Raw genomic sequence first — 22,209 nt, forward strand, 5'->3', positions numbered from 1 at the left:
AGCCTAGGAATCGCGATCAAGCCGCGATGTAAGCGACCCGACGCGGATCATGCCCGATGTGCGACCACGAACAGGCGCGGGAAGGGCAGGAGCGTGCCGAACGGCTCGTGGGGGTACAACTGCCGCAGTTCGTTCTTGACGTCGGCGGTGAACTCCTCGAGGTCGCTCCCGGACAGCGCGTCGAGGTAGGGCCGCAGGCCGGTGCCCTTGAACCACTCGAAGACCGGATCGTCGCCCGGCAGCACGTGGTAGTAGGTCGTCTGCCACGCGTCGACGGTGAGACCGGCCGCGGACAGTAACCGTACGTATTCGGCCGCGTCGAGCACGGGGCTGGCCGAGCGCGGCCCGGTGGCGCCCAGCGCACCGGACAGCAGCGGCGCCCACCGCTCCCGCCCGGCCACGCCGGCCAGGCCCGGGTCGAAGGTCGCGACCGGCACCTGGAAGGCGAGCGTCCCGCCGTCGTCCAGGGCGGCCGCCCAGAGCGGCAGGAGCGTCTCGTGGTCGTCGACCCACTGCAGGGAGGCGTTGGCCACGATGACGTCCAGGGAGCCGCGCTGGGGCCGCCACTGGGCCGCGTCGGCGAGCTGGAAGGTCACCTGGCCGGTCCGGTGCTCGTCGGCCGCCGCGATCATCGACGGCGAGGAGTCCAGGCCCAGGATCGCCGCGTCGGGCCAGCGCTCGGCGAGCGTGGCGGTCATCGTCCCGGGCCCGCATCCGAGGTCGACGACGGCGACCGCGGACGTGGTGGGGATGCGGGCGACGAGCTCGCGGAACGGCCGGGCGCGCTCCTCGGCGAAGCGCTCGTACTGCTGCGGGTCCCAGGAGGCCATGCCCCCAATGATGAAGGCCCGCGGATCGCACTCGATCCGCGGGCCCTCGGGGAAAACCTCGGTCAGCCCTTGACGCGGCCGTACCCGTAGAGGCTGTCGACCGTGATCGGCGCGTATCGCACCACGTCGCCGGTGTGGGGCGCGTGGATGATCGTGTTGTTGCCGACGTAGATGCCGACGTGCCCGAGTCCGTTGTAGAAGACGAGATCGCCCGGCTGGAGCTGCGACTTGTCCTTGAACTGCTGGACTTTGCCGCTGTACCACTGGTCCTTGGCGTTGTGCGGCAGGCTCACGCCGGCGTACGCCCACGCCGCCATGGTCAGGCCGGAGCAGTCGAAGGCGTCGGGCCCGGCGGCGGAGAACTTGTAGGGCTTGTTGAGCTTGCTCTTGGCGTATTCCACCGCGGCGCCGGCCTTGCCGGAGACCGACGGCAGCGGGCCTGGGTTGTAGTTCGCCCCGGTGACCTTGGTGCTGCCGGCGTTCTTGGCCTTCTTCTGCAGGTCGGTGAGCTTCTTGACGTCGCCCTCGATCTGCTTGCGCTTGTTCTCGAAGTCGGCCTTCTGCGTGTTCTGGGCCGCGATCGTCTTGTCGAGCTCAGTCTTGGCCGACTTGTACTGCTCGATGGCCTTCTGCTGCTGGCGCGTGATCTGCTGCAGCATCGACATCTGGTCGACCAGCGAGCCCGACGACGTCGCATTCAGCATGGCGTTGAGATTGCGCATCTTGCCGTTGGTCTTGAACGACTCGATCGCGATGGCCTGGACGCCCGCGCTGGAGTCGGCCACGTGCTTCTCGAGGTCCGCGGCCTTGGCCTGCGCATCGGCCATGTCGATGTTGAGCTTGTTGTAGTTCTCGATCGTGGCCTCGAGGTCTTTGTTCTGCTTGTCGAGCTGGGCCTCGATCTCGGTCAGCGACGGGTCGGCGTGTGCGACCGAGGCGGGTGCGAGCACCGCGAGCGAGATGAACCCGATCGCCAGAGTCCGCAGCACCGACCGGCGGGCACGATGTCCAGTGGACAAGGGAAGACCCTTCTGCACCTACCGCCTACCGGGTTAGCTGACGGGTTCGGGCGGGAAGAGACAGCGCCCTACCGCGGCGTCGCGGATTCACCCCACGAAGTGGGTCCCCGGTTCGATGTGCGCGCCCGGAGGGGTGGGCTCGCACGGCGTCGATTCGGCGGCGCTTGCCCGGCGCCATCCGGGGTGGACGGCGGACTGCCGAGCAGGCCAGCGCCTAACTTAACGTGATCACCGGCCGGGCGGAAGGCGCGCGCCCCGCTCGATATCTAATGTTCCGAATGTCCGGATTACTGCCGGTTGGAGCCTCGTGCCAGACCGTGACTTTGGTGCCGGACGGTTACGAATTCGGGACTTGATTTTGTACAGAGGCACGGTTAAATACACGTAACTTCATACACCGACGGTGCAAATAGTTCCGGGGGTCCGCACGTGCTACGGGTCCAGAACCTCGAAGTGGTCTACGACGATGTGATGCTGGTCTTACGGGGCGTCAGCCTCGCCGTCCCGGAAGGTCGGATCGTCGCCCTCCTCGGGGCGAACGGTGCCGGGAAGACCACCCTGCTGCGGGCGCTGTCCGGGCTGCTCGGCGTGCACGACGGCGCCGTCACCCGCGGATCGGTGACCCTCGGCGACCGCCCGATCCACCGGCTGCGGCCCGCCGCCGTGGTGCGCCGGGGGATCAGCCAGGTCATGGAGGGCCGGCGCACGTTCGCCGAACTGACGGTCGAGGAGAACCTGCGCCTCGGCGCCCACACCCGCCGGCGCGGGGTGGCCGAGGCCATGGAGCGCATGTACACGCTGTTCCCCGTCCTCAAGGAGCGGCGCGGCTCGATCGCGGGGTACCTGTCGGGGGGCGAGCAGCAGATGCTCGCGATGGGCCGGGCGCTCATGTCCGACCCGTCCTACCTGCTGCTCGACGAGCCGAGCCTGGGCCTGGCCCCGCGCATGGTCGAGCAGGTGCGCGACCTGATCGTCGAGATCAACAAGGCCGGGACGGCGGTCCTGCTGGTCGAGCAGAACGCGACCATGGCGCTGTCGGTGGCCGAGCACGGCTACGTGCTGGAGAACGGCAAGGTCGTGCTGGACAAGCCGGCCGCCGAGCTGCTCGCCGACGACGACATCCGCGAGTTCTACCTCGGCTCGCACGCCGCACACTCCTTCCGCGACGTGAAGCACTACAAGCGCCGGAAGCGGTGGTTGTCGTGAGCGATGTCCTGCGCTTCTCCGACGTGAAGCTGAGCTTCGCCGGGGTCAAGGCGATCGACGGGGTCGACTTCACGGTCGGGGCCGACGAGCTGTTCGCGGTGATCGGCCCCAACGGCGCCGGCAAGACGTCCATCTTCAACGTCATTTCCGGGGTGTACCGCCCGCAACAGGGCCGCGTCCTGCTCGACGACGTCGACATCACCGGACTGCGGCCGGACAAGGTGGCCCGGCTGGGGGTGGCGCGGACGTTCCAGAACGTCGAGCTGTTCCGCCAGCTCACCGTCATCGAAAACCTGATGCTCGGCCGGCACCACCACATGCGCTACGGCACGCTCGCCGCCATCGCCTGGCTCGGCCGGGCCCGGCGCGAGGAGCTGCAGAACCGGGCCCGGGTCGAGGAGATCGTCGACTTCCTCGAACTGGCCCAGTGGCGCCGGATGCCGGTCGGCCTGCTGCCCTACGGCGTGCAGAAGCGGGTCGAGCTCGGCCGCGCCCTGGCCATGGAGCCGCGGCTGCTGCTGCTCGACGAGCCGGTGGCCGGCATGAACCTCGAGGAGACCGAGGACATGGCGCGGTACATCCTCGACATCCGCGAGGAGCTGGGCATCCCGATGATCCTCGTCGAGCACGACATGGGCCTGGTCATGGACCTCGCCGACCGGGTGCTGGTGGTCGACTTCGGCGTGCCGGTCGCGTGCGGCACGCCCGGCGAGGTCCAGCAGAACCCGGACGTGATCCGCGCCTACCTGGGCGAGACGGGCGTAGCCGAGGGGATGACCGCATGACCATCGCCACGCTCGTGCGCGACCGGGCCATCCAGACCCCCGACGCCGTCGCGATGCGGGAGAAGCACCGGGGCATCTGGCGGGAGATCACCTGGCGGCAGTACTGGGACACCGCCCAGTCCGTCGCGCACGCCCTGCGCGACCTCGGCGTCGGACCCGGCGACCGGGTCGCGATCCTCTCCGAGAACCGGCCCGAGTGGCTGTTCGCCGACGTCGCCACGGTGGCGCTGCGGGCCGCGACCGTCGGGCTCTACCCGACCAGCCCGGCCGGCGACATCGGCTACCTGCTGGCCCACTCCGGCGCGAAGGTGCTCATCGCCGAGGACCAGGAGCAGGTGGACAAGGCCCTGGCGGTGCTGGGGGACTGCCCGCAACTGCGGCGGATCGTGTACCTGGATCCCAAGGGCATTCGCAACCGGTACCAACACGAAGCCCTTCTGTCCTTCGACGAGATGCTCGTGGAGGCCGATCACGGCGACCGGCCCGAACTGGGGCTGGCCGAGGAGCCGGAGGACCTGGCGGCGCTCGTCTACACCTCCGGCACGACCGGGCGGCCCAAGGGCGCGATGCTCACGGTGTCCAATGTGGACTTCGCCATCGGGGTGCTGTGCGGCGACGGCGGGCTCACCGATCCGCCGCCGGGCCCGCGCGACTCGGCGCTGTCGTACCTGCCGCTGTGCCACGTGGCCGAGCGCGTCTTCACCGTCTGGCTGGGTGCGGCCAGCGGCGTGGTCGTGCACTTCGGCGAGTCGATCGCCACGGTGCAGGCCGATCTGCGTGAGGTACAACCGACGATCCTGTTCGGCGTCCCGCGCATCTGGGAGAAGATGCTGGCCGGCGTCACCACGCGGCTGGCCGGCGCCTCGCGGCTCAAACGCGCGAACGGCCGGCTGTGGCTGCGGGTCGCCGACGGCATCGGGGCCACCCTCGCGGCCAACGGCGGCCGGCACACCCTCGGCAGCCGGCTGCGCTACGCGCTGGGCTGGCTGTGCTGCTACCGCGCGCTGCGGGAGCGGATCGGGCTGCGGCACGTGCGCTACGCGGCCAGCGGGGCGGCCCCGGTCGCGCCCGAGGTGCTGCGGTTCTTCATGGGCATCGGGGTGCCGATGCACGAGGTGTACGGCATGACGGAGAACGCCGCCATCGCCACCGGCAACCGGCCGGGGCGCGTCCGGCTCGGCACCGTCGGCGAGGCCCAGCCCGGCGTCGAGGTGCGGGTGGCCGACGACGGCGAGATCCAGACCCGGCACGCGGGCACCTTCGCGGGGTACTTCCAGGACCCCGCGGCCACCGCCGCGGCGCTCACCGCCGACGGCTGGCTGCGCACCGGCGACATCGGCGTGCTGGAGGGCACGTACCTGCGCATCACCGACCGGGCCAAGGACATCATCATCACCGCGGGCGGCAAGAACATCGCGCCGAGCGAGCTGGAGAACGCGCTCAAGGCCTCGCCCTACATCAAGGAGGCGGTGGTCGTCGGCGACCGCCGGGCGTACCTCACCGCGCTGGTCGGCATCGAGCTGGAGACCGTCGGCGACTGGGCCCAGCGCCGCGGCCTGGCCTACACCACCTACCGCGACCTGTCCGGCAAGGCGGAGGTGGTGGCCCTCGTGCGCGGCATCGTCGACGAGGTCAACGCCGGCCGCGCGCCGGTGGAGCAGCTCAAGACGTTCCGGATGCTGCCCAAGGAGCTCGACCACGAGACCGGAGAACTGACCGCCACGCAGAAGGTCCGCCGCGCCGCGGTCGCCGACGCCTTCCGCGCCGAGGTCGACGAGATGTACCGGAGTCCCGCGTGAAGGATCTGCTCGAGAGCGTGCTGCGGGGCATCGGCACCGGGAGCGTGTACGCGCTGCTGGGCCTCGGCTTCGTGATCATCTACAAGGCGACCCGGGTGATCTCCTTCGCCCAGCCGTCGTTCATGCTGGCCGGCGCGGTCCTGGTGACCTACCTCGTCGGCCCGCTCGGCTTCTTCCTCGCCCTCATCGTGGCGGCGGCGGCCACCGGCGGCCTGGCGCTGGGCGTCGAGCGGCTGGCGGTGCGCCCGATGATCGGCCGGCCGGTGTTCACCGTCGCCATCATCACGCTCGGCATCGACGTCGCCGTGCGGGTCGCCGACAACGCCTTCATCGGCCTCGACGTCCGCCACGTCGGCGACCCCTGGGGCCTGAAGGTGTTCAAGCTGCCCGGCGGGATCATCGTCGAGCAGCGGCACGTGGCCATGGTGCTCACCACCGCCGTGCTCATCGCCGGGCTGTTCGCCTTCTTCCGCTACACCCGCACGGGCCTGGCGATGCGGGCCGCCGCCTACGACCAGGAGGCGGCGCTCGCCCAGGGGGTCAGCGTCGGCTCGGTCTTCGCGATGTCGTGGGCCCTGGCCGGGGCGCTCGCGGCGGTGGCGGGGACGTTCGCGGCGGTCGGCGGCAGCGTGAGCGAGTCGCTGTGGCTGGTCGCGCTGACCGCGCTGCCGGTGATCATCCTCGGCGGGCTGGACTCGCTGCCCGGCGCGGTCATCGGCGGGATCGTGGTCGGCGTGGTGCAGGAGGTCACCGCGACCTACCAGGGCCACCTCTCCTGGCTCGGCGGCAACTTCTCGATCGTCACGCCGTACGTGGTCATGCTGCTCGTCCTGCTGGTGCGCCCCTATGGCCTGTTCGGGACCCGGGAGGTCACGCGCGTATGAGGAACCGTCCGCTGCTGCACACCGCCTACGGGCAGGATGTGGCGCTGTTCGGCAGTACCGTGCAGCGTTCCTTCGTTCTTCTGGGTCTGCTCGTGGCCCTCGCGATGCCGTTCCTGGTCCAGGACGACATCCTGCAGCTGCTCGCCCTGGCCTGCGTGACCGCGCTCGGCGCGCTCGGCCTCAACATCGTCACCGGCCTGGCCGGGCAGGTCTCGCTCGGCCACGCGTTCTTCCTGGCCATCGGGGCCTACACGGCGGCCGCGCTGGCCGGCGACCCGGACGGGCGCACGATCGGCTTCGGGATCACCGAGATCCTGGTCTGGCTGCCCGCCGCCGGCCTGGTCGCCGCGCTCGCCGGGATGCTGGTGGCGCCGCTGGCCACCCGGCTGCGCGGGCTCTACCTGGCCGTGGTCACGCTCGGGCTGGTCTTCATCGGCGGGCACATCATCAACGGCTGGTCCGAGCTGACCGGCGGGCCCGGCGTGGGCCGGCAGCCCCCGGCGCCGTCGCTGCTGGGCTACGACCTCAACACCTCGGACGCCTTTTTGACCAGGGATCAGAAGTTGTACCTCTTGATGCTGGTCCTGCTGCTGCTCGGCGCGCTGGCCGCCCGCAACCTCGCCCGCTCGCGGGTCGGCCGGGCGCTCACCGCCATCCGGGACCGCGACATCGCGGCCGGCGTGATCGGGGTGAACCTCGCGCGGTACAAGACGGTGGCCTTCGGGGTGTCGTCGTTCTACGCCGGCTGTGCCGGTGCGCTGCTCTACGTCGGGGCCGGCTACTTCGACCCGACCTCGTTCGACCTGCTGCTGTCGGTCCAGTACATCGCCATGATCCTCATCGGCGGCGCGGGCACCGTCAGCGGCGCGGTCCTGGGCGCCTTCCTCATCACGCTGCTGCCGCGGCTGACCCGGGAGGTCCCGTCGTTCCTGCCGTTCATCAGCTCGTCCCCGGCGGAGTCGCCGAACGCCTACCAGCTCGAGACCGTGCTCTACGGCGTACTGATCATCGTCTTCCTGATCTTCGAGCCGCGAGGGTTGTTCGGCATCTGGATACGCCTTCGCAACTACTGGAAAGCATGGCCCTTCTCGTACTAGGTCAGCCCTTCTCGTACTAAGGAGTCTGCATGAAAAGGTTGGGTGCCCTCACCCTGGCCGCGGTCCTCGCGGTCGGGCTCACAGCCTGCCGGGGCGAAGACAACAGCGACGCGCAGAACGCGGGCGCCGGCGGGGTCAAGACCGACACCGGCATCACCAAGGAACCGTGCCCGAAGTCCGAGCACAAGGACCGCGGCTGCATCTACCTCGGCATCATCTCCGACCTCACCGTCGGGCCGTTCCACGCGCTCGCCGTGCCGATCACCGAGTCCCAGAAGGCGTTCTGGAAGCGGGTCAACGCGCAGGGCGGCATCGGCGGCTACGACGTGGACGCCGAGACCTACGTGCGCGACAACAAGTACAACCCGCAGACCCACAACGAGGTGTACCAGGAGATCAAGGGCAAGATCCTGGCGCTGGCCCAGTCGCTGGGCTCGCCGACCACGGCCGCCATCCTGCCCGACATGAAGCAGAACAACGTGCTGGCCGCCCCGGCCGCGTGGACGTCGGCCTACGCGTTCGAGGACAACATCCTCGAGTCCGGCGCCAACTACTGCTTCGAGTCGATGAACGCCGTCGACTACGCCAAGGACGCCTTCAAGCCCAAGACCGTCATGGCCGTGCACCTGGCCGGCGACTACGGCGACGACGCCGCGGCCGGGGCCAAGATCGCCGCGGAGAAGAACGGCATGACGTTCATCGACGTGAAGACCGACTCCGGCACCGACAAGCAGGCCGGCGCGGTCACCGCGATCGTCACCCAGAAGCCCGACCTGGTCATCATCACCACCGGGCCGGCCGACACCGCCGCGGTCGTCGGCGGCGCCGCCCAGCGCGGCTTCACCGGCAAGTTCATCGGCACCAGCCCGTCCTGGAACCCGGGCCTGCTGCAGAGCCCGGCCGCCCCGGCGCTCAAGGCGCTGTACCTGCAGACCGGGCCGTGGAAGACGTTCTCCAGCGACACGCCCGGGCACAAGGCCATGCGCGAGGCGCTGGGCTCGTCGGTCACGCCGAACGACGGCTACACGTCCGGCTGGGTCTGGTCCTACCCGCTGCTCGCCGCGCTCAAGAAGGCGCAGGCCGACGGCGACCTCACCCGCGCCGGCCTGGTCAAGGCGGCCAAGTCCCTGACCAAGGTCGACTACGAGGGCATGCTGCCCGACGGCGCCGGCAACTTCGCCGCCGGCGTCGACGGACAGTTCCGCCAGTCGCTGGTCTACAGCCCCGCCACCGGGAACGGCACCACCGATGTCCCGCTGGTCAAGGACTACTTCGTCGGGCCGACGGCCAAGGACTACAAGCTCGACAAGCCCTGCTACGAGAAGCTCTGACCGCTACCCGGTTTTGAGCTCGTTGGCGATCTGTCGCAGGAGGTCGATCGTGGCCTCCTGCGACAGGGCGCGCTGGATCAGGTGCTCGAACACGCCGCGGTACGCCGAAACCAGCTCCGGCTCCTCCCACAGCAGGTGCTGGCGGTACAGCACCCCGTCGTCGGCCCCGAACTCCAGCAGCGTGAAGTCCCCGTCCCAGCCGGCGTGGTAGCCGGCACTCAGCGGGACCACCCGGATGTCGGCGTACGGGCGCTGCGCCACCTCGATCGTGTGCTCGAGCTGGTCGACCAGCAGCGCCTCGTCACCCGGCACCGGCCCGCGGCGCAGCACCGACTCGTCGAGCAGGATCTGCAGCCGCGGCGGCTCGCTGCGGGCGAACAGCTCCTCCTGCCGGCGCAGGTGGAACTCGACCCGCCGCTCCGCGGCCGGGGACTCCGCATCGGTGGTGGCGTGCGCGTACCGCCGCGTCTGCAGCAGCGTCGGGAACATGATCGGTGCCCACTCACCGACCCGGGCCGCCTCCGCCTCGAACCCCACATAGGTCACCAGCTGGGCGGAGAGCGTCGGGCGGTACTCGTCCCACCACATCCGCCGCTTGGCCGCACGGGCCAGCTCGAGCAGCTCGTCGACCGTCCGCGGGTCGTGGACCCGGTAGTAGGCCAGCAGGCTGCGCAGGTCGCTCACGGAGATGGCGACCGTGCCGTTCTCGATGCGGATGAGCTTGGACAGCGACCACTCCATCTCGGCGGCCACCAGGTCCTGGGTCAGCTCCCGCTCGCGCCGCAGCCGTCGTAGCTCGGCACGGAGGCGGCGCTTGCCCACGATAGGCCCGCTCATGGCCATCACCCCAATCGCAAACAGATGGCATCGCCCCGGTCGAGGGCTCCGCGTGTCTACCCGGATTGCGGCAGATGCACCTATCTGGGCGCGTGTGCTGCGAGAAAGATTTTGGCCATGGCGCTGGCCAGGTCGCCGGGGTCGTTGGAGGCCACCGCCTGGCCCCCGGTGAGCTGGGCCATCTCCCGCAGCACGACCATGTCGGCGTCCCCGCCGTAGCCGATCGCGAACACCACCACCGGCTTGCCGGGGTCGCGCAGCCCGGTGAGCCGGCTCAGGAACTGGTCCTTGGGCATGGAGAACTTCGAGTCCTGGTCGCGGCCGTCGGTCAGCACCACGACGAGGGTGACCGCGTCGGAGGTGGACCGGTCCCGCATGTCACCCACGCCCCGAAGCACCGTCTCGAACAGCGGGGTGCCCGCCTTCGGAAACGCCGCGTACTGCGCGGCGACCTGGCGCATCGCCTCCCGCCGCGGCACGCTGCCGACCTTCTCGTCCATCGGGCCGAACGGCAGCGCCACGGTGAACGGCGGCGCCTCGGCACCCGGCGAGGCGAACATCCACACCCCGAGACTGGTCTCGTCGCCGAAGAGCTGGGCCGCTTGTACCCCGGCCGAGCGCAACAATCCCGCCTTCGTGGTCACGTTGCCGGAGCGGTCGCGGACCTCGTCGTTCATCGAGGCGGAGGCGTCGACGAGCAGCAGCGTGTGGTACGCCAGCCGCTTGTACTGCGCCCACGTGGCGGCCCACTCGGCGGCGTTGTCCGGCAGCCCGATCGGCGCCTGGTACTTCGCCACCAGCCCGTCCCCGCCCGGCGCCGCATCGCCGACGGGCCGCAGCCCGCGGCTGGTGAGCTGCTCGGCGAACGCCTTGTCGTGCATCCGCGCGGCGAGCTTGGCCGCGAGCGCCCGCAGCTGCTCGTCGCCGGCCGCCTTCGGGGTCATCAGCAGCGGGAAGTCGGCCTCGGCGATGGCGTCGGCCGGGTACAGCGCGGCCATCGCGACCGGGTGCCGGGTCTGCTGGTACTTCCAGAAGTCCTGCTCGGTGACGGTGAACAGCCCGACGTCACGCAGCGCCTTGGCCGCGTCGGTCTGCTGGGCCATCCGCTCGAACAGCTTGGCCGGCACCGCCTCCGCGTCGGCCAGGCGCGCCCGCACCGACAGGGCGCGCATCTGGGCGATCCCGGGGTCGGTCGTGGTGCGGGCCATCGCGCTCTGGATCTCCATGGTGCCGAGCAGCCCGGCGGTGTCGCGCAGCGGGCTGCCCATGCTGAACTTCGGGCCCTGCCCGTTGTTGAGCGCGGCGCCGAGCGCGGCCCAGGTGGGCTGCTTGTCGGGCCAGCCGTTGGCCTCGGCGTACGCCTTGGTGGCGGCGATGACCACCGGCGTGCGGGCCAGCGAGACCGGCTCGGGCGCGTAGTCGAACTTGGCGAGCCTGGCCCAGGCGGCCGTGGTGGGAATCCAGGCCTCGCCGCCGGCGTAGGTGTCCGTGGCCGTTATGGCGATGAGCTGGCAGCCGCCCTGCTGGTTGGCGCCGATGTCGGCCGCGGCCCGCTCGACGACCGGGGCGAGCTCGGGGGTGACGGTGGTGCGCAGCACCCCGCGGCCGCCGCAGCTCGTGCCCGCGGCCCCGGCCTTGTCGTCGTCCGGGTTGCCGCCGCCGCGCGAGGCCAGGTTGAGCCCGACCGCGACGCCGGCCGCCACGGCGAGCGCGACGATGACGACCCCGACGCCGACCCACCACCTGGTCCCGGACCCGGCCCGGGGCGGAGGCGGGGGAGCGACCCGGACCGGCGGCGGCGGTGGCGGGGCCGGCGGCGGCGCGATCCGGTCCCGGCGCTCGGGCGGCCACTCCTGCGGATAGAGCGGCGGGAGCCAGTCTTCGGTTCGCGGGGCATTGGCCGCGGTGTGGGTCGCGACCGTATGCGCCGGCGGGGGCGGGGGGACGTCCTCCGCCGGCGCATACGGCTCTTCCTCTTCGTACTCCGCGGGGTGGTCGTCGGAGTACTCGTCAGCGTCGGCCGGCGCCCAGGGGGAGGAGCGCGCGGCTCGCGCCGACGATCGTGCATCGCTGGGGGGCTGCTCGGCATGCCCGTGACGGTTGCGCTCCGGCGGCGGCGCCGGTGGTGGGGGCGCCGCCGGGGGACCGCCCGGTGCCGTGGGGGCCCACGGGGAGGGGGCGGCGGTGGGCGGCTCGGAGCGGGGCCGGGGCACCTCGCGCGGGGGCGGGACGTAGATCCCGTCGGCCGTGAGGTCGTCGTCGTCACGACGCCTGTGATGCCGGCCCTCCGTCATGGCATCCCTTTCTCTCTTCTGCGAGCCCGCTACGTTGCGCGAGGGTGAGGAAGCGCGATGCGGCCAACCTAGCACCGGTGGGCATCGATGTGTGACCACCTGACTACGTAGTGATCATGACTTGCCTTGCGGCATGTGAACGTTCGGGTCTTTCGCCGCCGAACCGGCAAAACGTGGCGATCGCCTCATCCCGGGCACTCAGGTGCGCACGATTCCCGCCGATTTGTTGCCAGGTGACATAAGACGTTGTCGCCTTGGTACCCCGGCGGGGAGGGATCGACGGCGATGGCGCTCGACGTGCGGCTGCTGCGCTGGACGGCGGGCCTCAGCGTGATCAGCGTCGCCTGGGTGGTGGCCCAGTGGCCCGGCCCGATCGTGCACCCCGCCCTGGGCTGGCTCCCGGTCCCGGCCGCCCTGGTCCTGGGCACGATCGTCATGCTGCGCACCGCCCGGTCCGCCCCCGACCGCCGCAGCGGCCGCTTCTGGCGCCACCTGGGCATCATCCTCATCCTGATCATGGCCGCCGTCGTGAGCAGCGCCTACGAGTCCCTGCTCGGCCCCGACGCCCCGACCCAGCGCTCCAGCGGCCGCACCATGGTGCTGTACCTCTCGGCGGTCGTCGTCCTGGTCTACGCCCTCCTACGCCTGCCGATGGGCCGGCGCAGCAGCCGCGCCCTGCTCACCTTCGGCCTGGACATGGCCGTCGTCCTGGCCGCCGCCATGCTCGTGGCCTGGTACTTCGCCGCCCGCGCCTCGGTCAGCCTGACCTCCGTCACCGGCACCTCCTGGACCCTCTTCGGCGTCCTGCTCATGCTCTTCGCCAGCATGTTCGCCCTGGCCAAGGTCGCCCTGGCCGGCATCGGCACGCTGGACCGCCGAGCACTCTGGATCATGGGCGGCACCCTGCTGGTCGCCGCCCTGTCGGGGGCCGCCGCCCCGCTGCTCGTGTCCCGCCCGTACCTCAACGACTGCCAGCTCTCCATCCCGCTGAGCGTCGTCGGCCTCATGCTGGCCGCGATCCGCCAGCGCCGCGCCTTCACCGAGCCCGCGGTCACGCGGGCCAAGCGCCGCACCCGCCCGTTCAGCCTGGTCCCGTACGCCGCGATCGTGGCCGCCGACGCCTTCGTCCTGGCCGGCATCGGCGACCGCCCACGGGACACCCGCATCCTGGTCGGCGGCTCGGTCCTGCTGACCCTGCTGGTCGTGGTCAGGCAGCTGGTCTCGCTCTACGACAACAGCCACCTGCTGGTCCAGGTCGACGCCAGCATGCTCGAACTCAGGCGCCACGAACGCCGCTTCCGCTCCCTGGTCCAACACGCGTCGGACATGTTCGCCATCTGCGACGCCACCTACCACGTCACCTTCGCCAGCCCCAGCCTGCTGCGCTTCACCGGCGAACGCTCAGCGGCCGCCATCGACCTGCGCGGCATGGTCCACCCGGACGACCTGGAACTCCTGCGCGAGGCCACCATGCGCCTCGCCACCCCCGGCAGCAACACCACGCTCCAGGTCCGCCTACGCCACCCGGACAGCACCTGGCGCTGGTTCGAGGTGGTGACGACGAACCTCCTGCACGACCCGAGCGTCCGCGGCGTGGTGGCCAACGCGCGAGACATCACCGAGTCCCGCCGCTACCAGGACCAGCTGACCTACCAGGCCTCCCACGACGGCCTGACCGGCCTGGCCAACCGAGCCCTCTTCAACGCGAAGACGGCCGAGGCGGTCTACGCGACCACCGACCTGGCCCTGGCCCTGATCGACCTGGACGACTTCAAAGCGATCAACGACCGCCTGGGCCACGCCGTAGGCGACGCCCTCCTGGTCGAGGTAGGCGAACGCCTCCGCAACACCGTAAGCACCGGCGACGTGGTAGCAAGACTGGGCGGCGACGAGTTCGCAGTCCTCCTCCCGGACGCCGACCGCAACCGCAGCGCCGCCATAGCCGAGGCCTTCATCGACGCCCTGTCGGCCCCAGTACGGGCCGCCGGCTACGAACTCCTGGTCCAGGCCAGCATCGGCGTAGCAAGACACACTCCGGACTGCGACGCGAGCGACCTGCTCCGCCGCGCGGACATGGCCATGTACGCGGCAAAAGAACTCGGCAAGAGCCGCTGGGTCGAGTACGGCCCAGAACTGGACGCCCACGCCGTGGAACACGCCCAACTGGCCGCCGAGCTGAGCCAGGCCCTGGACCGAGACGAACTGACAGTCGTCTACCAACCAATAGTCGGACTCCCGGCAGGCGAGATCCGAGGCGTAGAGGCCCTGGTCCGCTGGAACCACCCAACCCGCGGCATGGTCTCCCCAGCCCAGTTCATCCCGGTAGCGGAGCGAACCGGCCTGATCGTCCAGATCGGCGCGTGGGTCCTACGCCAGGCCTGCCGCCAGGCCGCCCAGTGGACCACCGACCTGGGCGAAGCGGCCCCATGGAAAATCAGCGTCAACGCCTCAGCCCGCCAACTGCTGGAACCAACATTCGTGAACACGGTGGAATCAGTCCTACGCGAGACCAGCCTCCCGCCAGACCGCCTGAACATCGAAATCACCGAAACAGCAGTCTTCGGCGGCGGCCGAGCCTTGGACACGGTCAAGTCCCTGCACGCCCTGGGCGTCAAAATCGCCCTGGACGACTTCGGAACCGGCCACTCCTCCCTGGGCCTGCTGCGAACCTGCCCAGTAGACGTCCTGAAGGTCGACAAGTCCTTCGTAGACGGCGTAACGGGCACGGTGGAGCAAGAGGCGATCGCCACCTCAATCAGCGAAATCGCCCAGGCCTTGCGCTTGGAGGCAGTGGCCGAGGGCGTGGAGACCCCAGCGCAAGCCGCAAGGCTGCTGGAACTGGGCTACCACCTAGCCCAGGGCTTCCACTTCTCCAGGCCAAGACCCCCGGCCGAGATCGCCGAGCTGTGCGGAAGCGAGCGCGGCCACCGGGGGGTAGGCAAACCGCGCCCGCTTCCGCTCCTTACGGGGGGCGAATAAAGCTTTTGGCTTTCACTAGCTCAACCCAAGACGGCCTGGCCGAACGCTCGCTCTTGCTTTCACTTGCTCAACCCAAGACGGCCCGGACTGGGGAGCGAGGTGTGTTGACACACCCCCGGCCCCCCCGGCCCCCCCGGGCCCCCCGGCCCTAAAAGATCAAGCCACCCACATAGCCGAAAACGCCGCCGCCTCCCCAGCCAACCACCGCTCCACCTCATCCCCCTTCTGAGACCCCGCCCGCAACACATCCCCCCGCCGCAGATCCACCAGAACCGGCACCGCATTCGGCAGCACCAGATCCATGTTCCGCCCCATGAGATGCAACGTGGCCACCGCCGCCTCAGCCAGCGGCGCGTCCTCGTCGAAATGCAGCCGCACAGCCTCCCCGTGCCCATCGGCGAACCGCAACCCGAAGTGCGGATTGATCTTCACCGGCAGCGTCCCGATCATGCACAACGCATCCCGCGTCGGCGTGACCTCCACCGGCGTCGGGATCGACTCCAGATAGCGCAGCGCCCCCGGCACAACCGCCTCGTACAGCGGCTTCCACCGGGGATTGACCTGCTCCACGACGGCGTTGAGATAGGTCCCGCCGGTCCGGAACTGAATGTCCGCCTTCAGGGCCTTGACGAGCTGCCCATGCGGGTTGAAGCCATGCCCCGACTCGCGCTGCCGGCGCAGCCCGCCGACGAAGCTCGCCTTGCGCGGCCCGGTGCGGCCGACGTAGCGAGTGAAGCTGAGCAGGGTGGCGTAGGGCACTGATCCGGTGGTGGTTACGGGCGCGGTCACGGGCGCTCTCCTCCCAGGTCAAGAGCGTCTTTCGTACATACATTCTAATGGATCCGCGCAAGGATGCCCACCCCGATTGGACGGTGGGACAGTGATCAGTGACGCTATGTGAGATAGAAGGCGATCAGCCCAGGAGGTCCTCGACCGGGCCGAGCATGAGGCGCACGCCGAAGGCCAGGCAGCCCAGCACGACGAGGACGAAGAACGCGATGTACACGAGCGCCGGCACGCGGGTCAGCCGCGCGATCTGGTCGGCGTCGGAGTTGGGGGCCTGCCGGCGGAACCGGGACTGCTGCAGCTCGAAGACCGCCCGCACGCCGCCCAGCAGCATGAACCAGGCGAACGCGTACGCGAACGCGCCCTGGACCTTGGGGTCGGCGAACCACGAGACGGCGAAGATGATCGCGCCGGCCACGACCACCGACACCACGCCGTAGAAGTTACGGATCATGATCAGCATGAGCAGGAGGAGTACCAGCAGAAGCCACAGCAGGATCGTGATCCGGCCGAACCCGAGCAGCGCCGCCGCGGCCAGGCCGAGCAGCGAGGGCGTGATGTAGCCGGCGAGCCCGGTGATCACCATGCCGGGGCCGTTCGGGCGCCCGCGCGAGAGCGTGAGGCCCGACGTGTCCGAGTGCAGGCGGATGCCCGACAGCCGGCGGCCGCTCAGCACCGCCGCCAGTGCGTGGCCGCCCTCGTGGGCGATGGTCACGAAGTTGCGCATGACCTTCCACAGCGGCCGGATCAGCACCGCCAGCAGGGCGGCCGCGCAGGTCGCGATGACCACCTCGCGCGGCGGGGAGGGCTGGCGGCTGAGGGCGTCCTGCAACACGTCGAATGCGGCTGACAACACGAATGCAGAGCCTGCCACCTCACGTGTTGAATGAACAGCGTGGAGATCAGGCGCTTTGCGGACACCGACTGGCCGGGTGTGTGGGACGTGTGGCACGAGGTCGTCGCGGCCGGCGAGAGCTACGACAACGCTCCGGACTCATCCGAGGCCGACGCGCGGGAGCACTGGCTGCTGGCGCCGCCGTGGGAGCAGTGGGTGGCGGTCGAGGGCGGCGACGTGCTGGGCATGTACAAGGTCGGGCCGAACAAGAACCGGCTCGGCGCGCACGTGGCCAACGCGAGCTTCATGGTCTCGTCCCGGGCCCGCGGCCGCGGCCTGGGGCGCACCCTCGGCGAGCACTGCCTCGACCGGGCGCGCGACCTGGGCTACGCGGCCATGCAGTTCAACGCCGTCGTGTCGACCAACACGGTGGCCGTGCGGCTGTGGCGCTCGCTCGGCTTCATCATCGTCGGCACCATCCCGGACGGTTTCCAGAGCGCGAAACACGGGTTGGTTGACTTCCATATCATGCATCGGTACCTGTGATGGTGTGCAACGGCGGGCGGGTCCCTCTTGGGGGGCGTAGTTCCTGGTACAGCTTGTGACCTTCATCTTGCATTCTGTACCAATAGCGCGATGCGTACTCCGCCCGAAGCGCGCTACGACACCGACGCCCACCACAGCGGTGACCTGACCGGTTACCGGATCGGTGACGCGTACGAGTTGGTCGAGCCGATCGGCGGCGGCGGTACCGGCACCGTGTGGCGGGCCCGCGCGCTGGCCGGTGACGAACAGGTCGCGGTGAAGCTGCTGCGCGAGGACCTCATGTCCGAGCCCAAGGCGGTCAACCGGTTCGTGCAGGAGCGCGCGATCCTGCTCATGCTGCGCCACCCGCACATCGTCCGGGTCCGCGACCTGGTCACCGTCGGCACCTCGCTGGGCCTGGTGATGGACCTGGTCGAGGGCGGCAGCCTGCGCGACTACCTGCACGAGCGCGGCACCCTGGCCCCGGCCGAGGCGGCCACCCTGCTGGCCCAGGTCGCCGAGGCCCTCTCGGCCGCCCACCGCCGCGGCGTCGTGCACCGCGACCTCAAGCCGGACAACATCCTGCTGGACCGCGTCGACGGCGGGCTGCACTGCCGGCTCACCGACTTCGGCATCGCCCGGGTCCTCGACACGCCGAGCATGACGACGCCGGGCGCGCTGGTCGGCACCGCGAACTACGTCGCCCCCGAGGCCGTGTACGGCGGCCGCCCCGCCCCCGCCGCCGACATCTACGCCCTGGGCGTGGTGCTCTTCGAGCTCACGACCGGCCGCCCCACCTACGCCGGCGGCCCGGCCTGGGCCATCCTGCGCCGCCACGTCGACGAGTCGCCCCGCCGCGTCCCCGGCATGCCCGACGCCGTGTGGCAGGTCGTGCTGGAGTGCATGGACAAGCGCCCCAGCCGCCGCCCGACCGCGCGCGAGCTCGCCATCTCCCTGCGCGCCGTGGCCCGCCGCACCGCCGACGAGCCCGCGCTCCCGCCGCAGCCGGTCGAGGAGCGGCTGACCACCATCCAGCCGCCGCTGCCGCAGCCGCGCACGTCCCCGGCGACCTCCCGCACCGCCCTGCTGGCCGTGGTCGTGGCGGTGCTCATCCTGCTCGCGGTGCCGGCGTGGCAGTACCTGCACCGCGGCGGGGCGAACGGCACCACCGAGGGCGCCCAGACCGCGCCCGCCCACGCCGCGCCCCCGGCCGCCGCCCCGTCCCGCACGGCGGGCGCCCAGGCCGGCCCGAGCCGCAGCCCCGGAGCGCTGCGGGCCGGCGACAAGAGCGCCGCCGGCCCGTCGCAGCCGGCCGGTCCCCAGGTCGAGGGCTCGGACGCGTTCGGCCCGGAGATCTGCGCCGACCAGTACTCCTGGGACCTCGGCCACCCGGCGCTGGCCCGCCCGTGCCACTTCATCGGCACCGACCGGGTCCGCTTCATCGGCCACATGCAGAGCCTCCCCGCCATCCAGGCCGACATCAGCATGTCGATCCTGGACGCCGAGACGCTCAGGCCGGTGGAGGGCCCGCACACGTGCAGCGGCCTGATGTTCACCGACTTCGCCCCGGACCACGACTGCGGCCCCTTCGAGGCCAAGCTGCCCCGCGGCCACCGCTACGTCGTGTCGGAGAAGTGGGTGTACACCAACCGTGCCCTCCTGCCCGGCGGCGAGGTCCGCGGCGTCGAGTTCGACTGGTAGCCCGTCCCGGCCACCGGGAAATCCGGCCCGAAAATGTCGTACCTGTGTGGTGAGGTGTGGGCATGGCGGGGGAGGATTTGGACGAGTTGCTGGAAGAACACTGTGCGAGCATCGGCGCGCTGACCCGGCACCTGCGCGAGGTGATCCTGGCGGCGCGGCCGGAGTTGACGGAGCGGGTCTACCGGGGGTGGCACGGGCTGGGCTTTCACCACCCGTCGCGGGGGTACATCGCGGCGGTCTTTCCCGGGGCCGACAGCGTCTCGGTCGGGTTCGAGCACGGGGCCGACCTGCCCGATCCGCACGGGCTGCTGGAGGGGACCGGGCGGCGGCTGCGCTACCTGCGGTTCAAGCCCGACGAGAGCGCCCCGACGCATGAGCATCTGATCGAATACCTGGACCTGGCGGTCGCCTGAGGCCGGTCAGGGCTGGGCGATTTTCGGCGGTACGACCGGGAGGCCGTCCGAGCGCAGCGCCCGCCCGTCCTCCGTGATGACCGCGCTCTCGTGGCCGGGCAGCGCGGCGAGCCAGTCGATGCCGGCCAGCCCCATGGCGAGGGCCGCGGTCGCGTACGCGTCGGCGGTGCCCAGCTCGGGCCCCACCACGGTGACCGAGCGCAGCTCGTCGACGGCCGCGCCGGTGAACGGGTTGAGGACGTGCAGGCCCCGCTCGTACGTGCCGGAGGTCGCCACCGCGGTGTCGGTCACCTCGAGCACCCAGGCCACGGCCATCGCCTCCCACGGGTGGCGGACGCCGACCCGCCAGCGCTCCCGCCCGCGCGGCGCCCCGCGCACGAAGATGTCGCCGCCGGCGTTGAGGCAGTGATTGGCCGACCCCTCCGCGAGCAGGCGGTCGCAGGCGCGCTGGACGGCCCAGCCCTTCACGTACCCGGACGGGTCGAGCACCCCGCCGGCGTTGATGTCGAAGTACCCGCCCGTCTCGTCCCAGAGCTCCGCGCTGCGGTCGAGCACCTCCCCGACGAGCGGCGAGCACTCCTCCCGGCGCAGCTCCCCGCGGGCGAGGCGGCTGATCTCGCTCTCCGGCTTGTAGGTGCTGAAGATCCGGTCCACCTCCCGCAACCAGTCGAACACGCCGTCGGCGAGCCGCTCGAGCTCGTACACCGGCAGGTCGTCGTCGAGGTCGAGGCTGACCGCCATCCCCATCACGTGCTCGACCCGCACGAGGCTGTGCGTCATCGTCGCGCTCCGGCCGTCATGTCCTGGTGATACCCAGCCGGCGGCGGGATCAGGCCTGGAAGGCGCGGTCGATGGCGGACTGGAGCGAGAGTTTGTACCCGCCGCTGGTGTACGTCGCGCCCGAGACCGAGTCGATGTCGGCGCTCTGGGCGGCGAGGGCCTCCGAGCGCAGTTTGGGCAGCGCGGTGTTGTTGATCTGGACCGACCGGGAGTGCTCGCTGGGGGCGTCGAGGACCTTGACGTCGGTCAGCTTGCCGCCGGAGACGACGATCGACAGCTCGACGTTGCCGTACTCCACGTAGATCGGATTCCCGTTGAAGGTCCCGTCCTTCATCGTGGTGCGCGGCGCCTTGGGGGCCGTCGTGGTGGGCTTCGAGGCCGGGGCGGTGGTCTTGGTGCCCGCCGGGGCCGTCGTCGTCCTGGTGCCGGCGGTCGGGGTGTTGCCCGGGGCCGGCACGCCCGACTGGTTGCCGGCCGGCGGCGCGGCGGCGTCCGCCGGGGCCGGGGACGCGCCGGGGATCGGGCTCTCCGCCGCCCGTGGCTGCGGCGCGGCGTCGCTCGCCGGGCTGCTGAACCCCGCCTTGGTGCCGACGAGCAGCACGGTGCCCGCCGCGGTACCCATGAGGGCCATCAGGGCGCGTCGCATCTTGGGGTCCAACTCCTTGAAACGGTGAAGAGGGGTCAGAGCTCGAAGGGGTCCAGGTGCACCTGGCGCCGGGGGACGCGCAGGCGGCTCAGCACGTGCAGGGACTGCTGGATCAGGCCGTCGGGGCCGCAGAGGTACACGTCGCGCTCGGAGATGTCCGGCACCAGCTCCCGCATGCCGCCCGGGGTGAACAGGCGGCGCGGTCCCGGTGCGCGCCGGTCGCCGACCACGAACCAGAGCTGCGCGTGGCGGAGCTCGGCCAGGTGCTCGAGCTCGTGGCGCAGGTGCAGGTCGTGCACGGCACTCGCGCGGTAGATGACGATCGCGCCCGGCGGCAGCTCCTCCAGCAGGGCCCGGATCGGGGCGATGCCGCTGCCCGCCGCGATCAGCAGGGCGCGCTGCTTGACCCGGCGGCTCGCGGTGAAGTCGCCCCACGGGCCCTCGACGAAGATGCGGGTGCCCGGGCGCATGTCGCGCAGCTGCTGGGTGTGGTCGCCGACCGTCTTGACCGTCAGGCGCAGCCAGCGGCCGTTCGGGGCGGCCGAGAGGGAGAACGGGTGGGCCTGCCACCACAGCCCGCGACCCAGGAAGCGCCAGCGGAAGAACTGGCCGGCCTGGGCGTCGAGGTCGTGCAGGCGGGCGCCGGTGATGTAGATCGAGACCATGTCCGGGCCCTCGGTCACCACGTCGGCGACGCGCAGGCGATGGCGCAGGTTGAGCCAGAGCGGGCCGACGATCCGGCCCAGCACGACCGCGGCGATGGTGACGACGTAGAACCCGATCCACACCGTGCGGCCGAGGCCGGGGCGGAACAGCTCGGCGCCGTTGGAGAACTGGTGGGCGAAGCCGAGCAGCAGCGCCAGGTAGGCGCTGAGGTGCAGGAAGTACCACAGCTCGTAGGGCAGGGCGCGGCGCAGGGCCCGGATGCTCAGCAGCCCGATGCACACCAGCATGCCGGCGGCGATGAAGGCCGTGACCATGTCGGAGTACTCGGTCAGCAGCGTCCCCAGCTCGCTGGTGAACGACACGTTGTCCGCGTACGAGTAGCCGATCGTGATCAGCGCCGCGTGGCCGAGGATCGTGACCAGGACCGAGCCGCCCAGCTCGCGGTGCCAGAGGCCCAGGTGGCGGGCGCCGATCCAGCGCTCCAGGAACCCCAGCCGGCTCATGAGGACCACCTGCATCAGCAGCAGATAGCCGGCGACCAGCCCGGTGACCCGGCCGGCGGCCTGGAACACCTCGGCCGTGGTGTCGATCGAGCCGGTCTTCGTGCCGAGCCACCAGGGCAGCACCGCGAGCGCGAGGCCGCCCCAGAAGAGGGTACGAAGCAGGAACCGTCCGGCGTTGTTGTGCTCGACGGGCCGGGCCTGCGGTGCGGTGAGCTGCCCGGCCGGGCGCTGTCTCGGGACGGTCATCGTTGTCTCTGCGTACGGTGCATGGGGTTCCACTGCCATCGGTGATA

The 22,209-nt window shown here is 70.8% G+C and carries 19 protein-coding genes and 1 riboswitch; of the genes, 10 read left to right on the forward strand and 9 right to left on the reverse strand.

Annotated elements, in window-relative coordinates:
* Positions 1-47 precede the first annotated feature (47 nt).
* Both ACQP00_RS05615 and ACQP00_RS05620 read right to left on the reverse strand, forming a co-directional pair.
* Positions 48-830: a methyltransferase domain-containing protein gene (locus ACQP00_RS05615; protein WP_433215297.1), complete on the reverse strand. Its 783-nt coding sequence runs from the start codon at positions 828-830 to the stop codon at positions 48-50.
* A 62-nt stretch (positions 831-892) separates the two neighbouring features.
* Positions 893-1,819, reverse strand: coding sequence for an NlpC/P60 family protein (locus ACQP00_RS05620; protein WP_433215300.1), 927 nt, complete (start codon positions 1,817-1,819; stop codon positions 893-895).
* Between the two features lie 40 nt (positions 1,820-1,859).
* Positions 1,860-2,009, reverse strand: a riboswitch (cyclic di-AMP (ydaO/yuaA leader).
* Between the two features lie 311 nt (positions 2,010-2,320).
* Here ACQP00_RS05620 and ACQP00_RS05625 point away from each other — a divergent pair.
* Genes ACQP00_RS05625 through ACQP00_RS05650 form a run of 6 tightly spaced genes read left to right on the forward strand, consistent with a single transcriptional unit; the run spans position 2,321 to position 8,951 of the window.
* Positions 2,321-3,055, forward strand: coding sequence for an ABC transporter ATP-binding protein (locus ACQP00_RS05625; protein ID WP_433215303.1), 735 nt, complete (start codon positions 2,321-2,323; stop codon positions 3,053-3,055).
* On the forward strand, positions 3,052-3,840 hold the full coding sequence (locus ACQP00_RS05630; protein ID WP_433215306.1) for an ABC transporter ATP-binding protein: 789 nt from the start codon (positions 3,052-3,054) through the stop codon (positions 3,838-3,840). Before ACQP00_RS05625 ends, ACQP00_RS05630 begins: the two co-directional genes overlap by 4 nt.
* Positions 3,837-5,639: an AMP-dependent synthetase/ligase gene (locus ACQP00_RS05635; protein ID WP_433215309.1), complete on the forward strand. Its 1,803-nt coding sequence runs from the start codon at positions 3,837-3,839 to the stop codon at positions 5,637-5,639. The genes ACQP00_RS05630 and ACQP00_RS05635 overlap by 4 nt, the downstream gene beginning before the upstream one ends.
* Positions 5,636-6,523, forward strand: coding sequence for a branched-chain amino acid ABC transporter permease (locus tag ACQP00_RS05640; RefSeq protein WP_433215312.1), 888 nt, complete (start codon positions 5,636-5,638; stop codon positions 6,521-6,523). Before ACQP00_RS05635 ends, ACQP00_RS05640 begins: the two co-directional genes overlap by 4 nt.
* Positions 6,520-7,620 carry a branched-chain amino acid ABC transporter permease gene (locus ACQP00_RS05645; RefSeq protein ID WP_433215315.1) on the forward strand — a complete coding sequence of 367 codons (1,101 nt, stop codon included), beginning with the start codon at positions 6,520-6,522 and terminating at the stop codon, positions 7,618-7,620. Before ACQP00_RS05640 ends, ACQP00_RS05645 begins: the two co-directional genes overlap by 4 nt.
* Positions 7,621-7,649: 29 nt before the next feature.
* Entirely contained in the window at positions 7,650-8,951 is a 1,302-nt protein-coding gene (locus tag ACQP00_RS05650; RefSeq protein ID WP_433215318.1) for an ABC transporter substrate-binding protein, read from the forward strand.
* A gap of 3 nt (positions 8,952-8,954) precedes the next feature.
* Here the strand turns inward: ACQP00_RS05650 and ACQP00_RS05655 are convergent, their stop codons facing one another.
* Together ACQP00_RS05655 and ACQP00_RS05660 are read right to left on the reverse strand one after the other, a co-directional pair.
* A complete protein-coding gene (locus ACQP00_RS05655) occupies positions 8,955-9,788 on the reverse strand; it encodes a DUF5753 domain-containing protein (protein WP_433215321.1) in 834 nt (277 codons plus the stop codon).
* An 80-nt stretch (positions 9,789-9,868) separates the two neighbouring features.
* A complete protein-coding gene (locus ACQP00_RS05660) occupies positions 9,869-12,082 on the reverse strand; it encodes a hypothetical protein (protein WP_433215324.1) in 2,214 nt (737 codons plus the stop codon).
* 285 nt (positions 12,083-12,367) lie between these two features.
* Between ACQP00_RS05660 and ACQP00_RS05665 the strand changes: the two genes are divergently transcribed.
* Positions 12,368-15,061: an EAL domain-containing protein gene (locus ACQP00_RS05665; RefSeq protein WP_433215327.1), complete on the forward strand. Its 2,694-nt coding sequence runs from the start codon at positions 12,368-12,370 to the stop codon at positions 15,059-15,061.
* 156 nt (positions 15,062-15,217) lie between these two features.
* Here the strand turns inward: ACQP00_RS05665 and ACQP00_RS05670 are convergent, their stop codons facing one another.
* Positions 15,218-15,850: a hypothetical protein gene (locus ACQP00_RS05670; RefSeq protein ID WP_433215330.1), complete on the reverse strand. Its 633-nt coding sequence runs from the start codon at positions 15,848-15,850 to the stop codon at positions 15,218-15,220.
* Positions 15,851-15,974: 124 nt separating this feature from the next.
* Positions 15,975-16,703: a M50 family metallopeptidase gene (locus tag ACQP00_RS05675; protein WP_433215332.1), complete on the reverse strand. Its 729-nt coding sequence runs from the start codon at positions 16,701-16,703 to the stop codon at positions 15,975-15,977.
* A 30-nt stretch (positions 16,704-16,733) separates the two neighbouring features.
* Here ACQP00_RS05675 and ACQP00_RS05680 point away from each other — a divergent pair, with 30 nt between their 5' ends.
* From ACQP00_RS05680 to ACQP00_RS05690, 3 genes are all read left to right on the forward strand, one after another.
* Positions 16,734-17,228, forward strand: coding sequence for an N-acetyltransferase family protein (locus ACQP00_RS05680; RefSeq protein ID WP_433215335.1), 495 nt, complete (start codon positions 16,734-16,736; stop codon positions 17,226-17,228).
* A 90-nt stretch (positions 17,229-17,318) separates the two neighbouring features.
* The gene (locus ACQP00_RS05685) at positions 17,319-18,908 is read left to right on the forward strand and encodes a serine/threonine-protein kinase (RefSeq protein ID WP_433215338.1); all 1,590 of its coding nucleotides are present in this window, start codon (positions 17,319-17,321) and stop codon (positions 18,906-18,908) included.
* A gap of 62 nt (positions 18,909-18,970) precedes the next feature.
* Positions 18,971-19,321 carry a DUF1801 domain-containing protein gene (locus ACQP00_RS05690; RefSeq protein WP_433215341.1) on the forward strand — a complete coding sequence of 117 codons (351 nt, stop codon included), beginning with the start codon at positions 18,971-18,973 and terminating at the stop codon, positions 19,319-19,321.
* 6 nt (positions 19,322-19,327) lie between these two features.
* Here ACQP00_RS05690 and ACQP00_RS05695 read toward each other — a convergent pair whose 3' ends face one another.
* From ACQP00_RS05695 to ACQP00_RS05705, 3 genes are read right to left on the reverse strand one after another with little or no spacing between them, the layout of a single operon-like run.
* The gene (locus ACQP00_RS05695) at positions 19,328-20,101 is read right to left on the reverse strand and encodes an FAD:protein FMN transferase (RefSeq protein WP_433215344.1); all 774 of its coding nucleotides are present in this window, start codon (positions 20,099-20,101) and stop codon (positions 19,328-19,330) included.
* 49 nt (positions 20,102-20,150) lie between these two features.
* Complete coding sequence (locus ACQP00_RS05700; protein ID WP_433215347.1) at positions 20,151-20,747, reverse strand: FMN-binding protein; 597 nt, start codon at positions 20,745-20,747, stop codon at positions 20,151-20,153.
* 35 nt (positions 20,748-20,782) lie between these two features.
* Positions 20,783-22,162, reverse strand: coding sequence for a ferredoxin reductase family protein (locus tag ACQP00_RS05705; protein ID WP_433215350.1), 1,380 nt, complete (start codon positions 22,160-22,162; stop codon positions 20,783-20,785).
* Positions 22,163-22,209 lie beyond the last annotated feature (47 nt).

This window comes from Dactylosporangium sp. CS-047395 (assembly GCF_050942185.1).
Classification (GTDB): domain Bacteria; phylum Actinomycetota; class Actinomycetes; order Mycobacteriales; family Micromonosporaceae; genus Dactylosporangium.

What these genes read in the sequence shown, in the direction of transcription:
- ACQP00_RS05700 (WP_433215347.1), bottom strand. Translation starts at nt 20,747, where the DNA reads ATGCGACGCGCCCTGATGGCCCTCATGGGTACCGCGGCGGGCACCGTG.
- ACQP00_RS05685 (WP_433215338.1), top strand. Translation starts at nt 17,319, where the DNA reads ATGCGTACTCCGCCCGAAGCGCGCTACGACACCGACGCCCACCACAGC.
- ACQP00_RS05690 (WP_433215341.1), top strand. Translation starts at nt 18,971, where the DNA reads ATGGCGGGGGAGGATTTGGACGAGTTGCTGGAAGAACACTGTGCGAGC.
- ACQP00_RS05615 (WP_433215297.1), bottom strand. Translation starts at nt 830, where the DNA reads ATGGCCTCCTGGGACCCGCAGCAGTACGAGCGCTTCGCCGAGGAGCGC.
- ACQP00_RS05665 (WP_433215327.1), top strand. Translation starts at nt 12,368, where the DNA reads ATGGCGCTCGACGTGCGGCTGCTGCGCTGGACGGCGGGCCTCAGCGTG.
- ACQP00_RS05625 (WP_433215303.1), top strand. Translation starts at nt 2,321, where the DNA reads ATGCTGGTCTTACGGGGCGTCAGCCTCGCCGTCCCGGAAGGTCGGATC.
- ACQP00_RS05695 (WP_433215344.1), bottom strand. Translation starts at nt 20,101, where the DNA reads ATGACGCACAGCCTCGTGCGGGTCGAGCACGTGATGGGGATGGCGGTC.
- ACQP00_RS05680 (WP_433215335.1), top strand. Translation starts at nt 16,734, where the DNA reads ATGAACAGCGTGGAGATCAGGCGCTTTGCGGACACCGACTGGCCGGGT.
- ACQP00_RS05635 (WP_433215309.1), top strand. Translation starts at nt 3,837, where the DNA reads ATGACCATCGCCACGCTCGTGCGCGACCGGGCCATCCAGACCCCCGAC.
- ACQP00_RS05660 (WP_433215324.1), bottom strand. Translation starts at nt 12,082, where the DNA reads ATGACGGAGGGCCGGCATCACAGGCGTCGTGACGACGACGACCTCACG.
- ACQP00_RS05645 (WP_433215315.1), top strand. Translation starts at nt 6,520, where the DNA reads ATGAGGAACCGTCCGCTGCTGCACACCGCCTACGGGCAGGATGTGGCG.
- ACQP00_RS05650 (WP_433215318.1), top strand. Translation starts at nt 7,650, where the DNA reads ATGAAAAGGTTGGGTGCCCTCACCCTGGCCGCGGTCCTCGCGGTCGGG.
- ACQP00_RS05705 (WP_433215350.1), bottom strand. Translation starts at nt 22,162, where the DNA reads ATGACCGTCCCGAGACAGCGCCCGGCCGGGCAGCTCACCGCACCGCAG.
- ACQP00_RS05655 (WP_433215321.1), bottom strand. Translation starts at nt 9,788, where the DNA reads ATGAGCGGGCCTATCGTGGGCAAGCGCCGCCTCCGTGCCGAGCTACGA.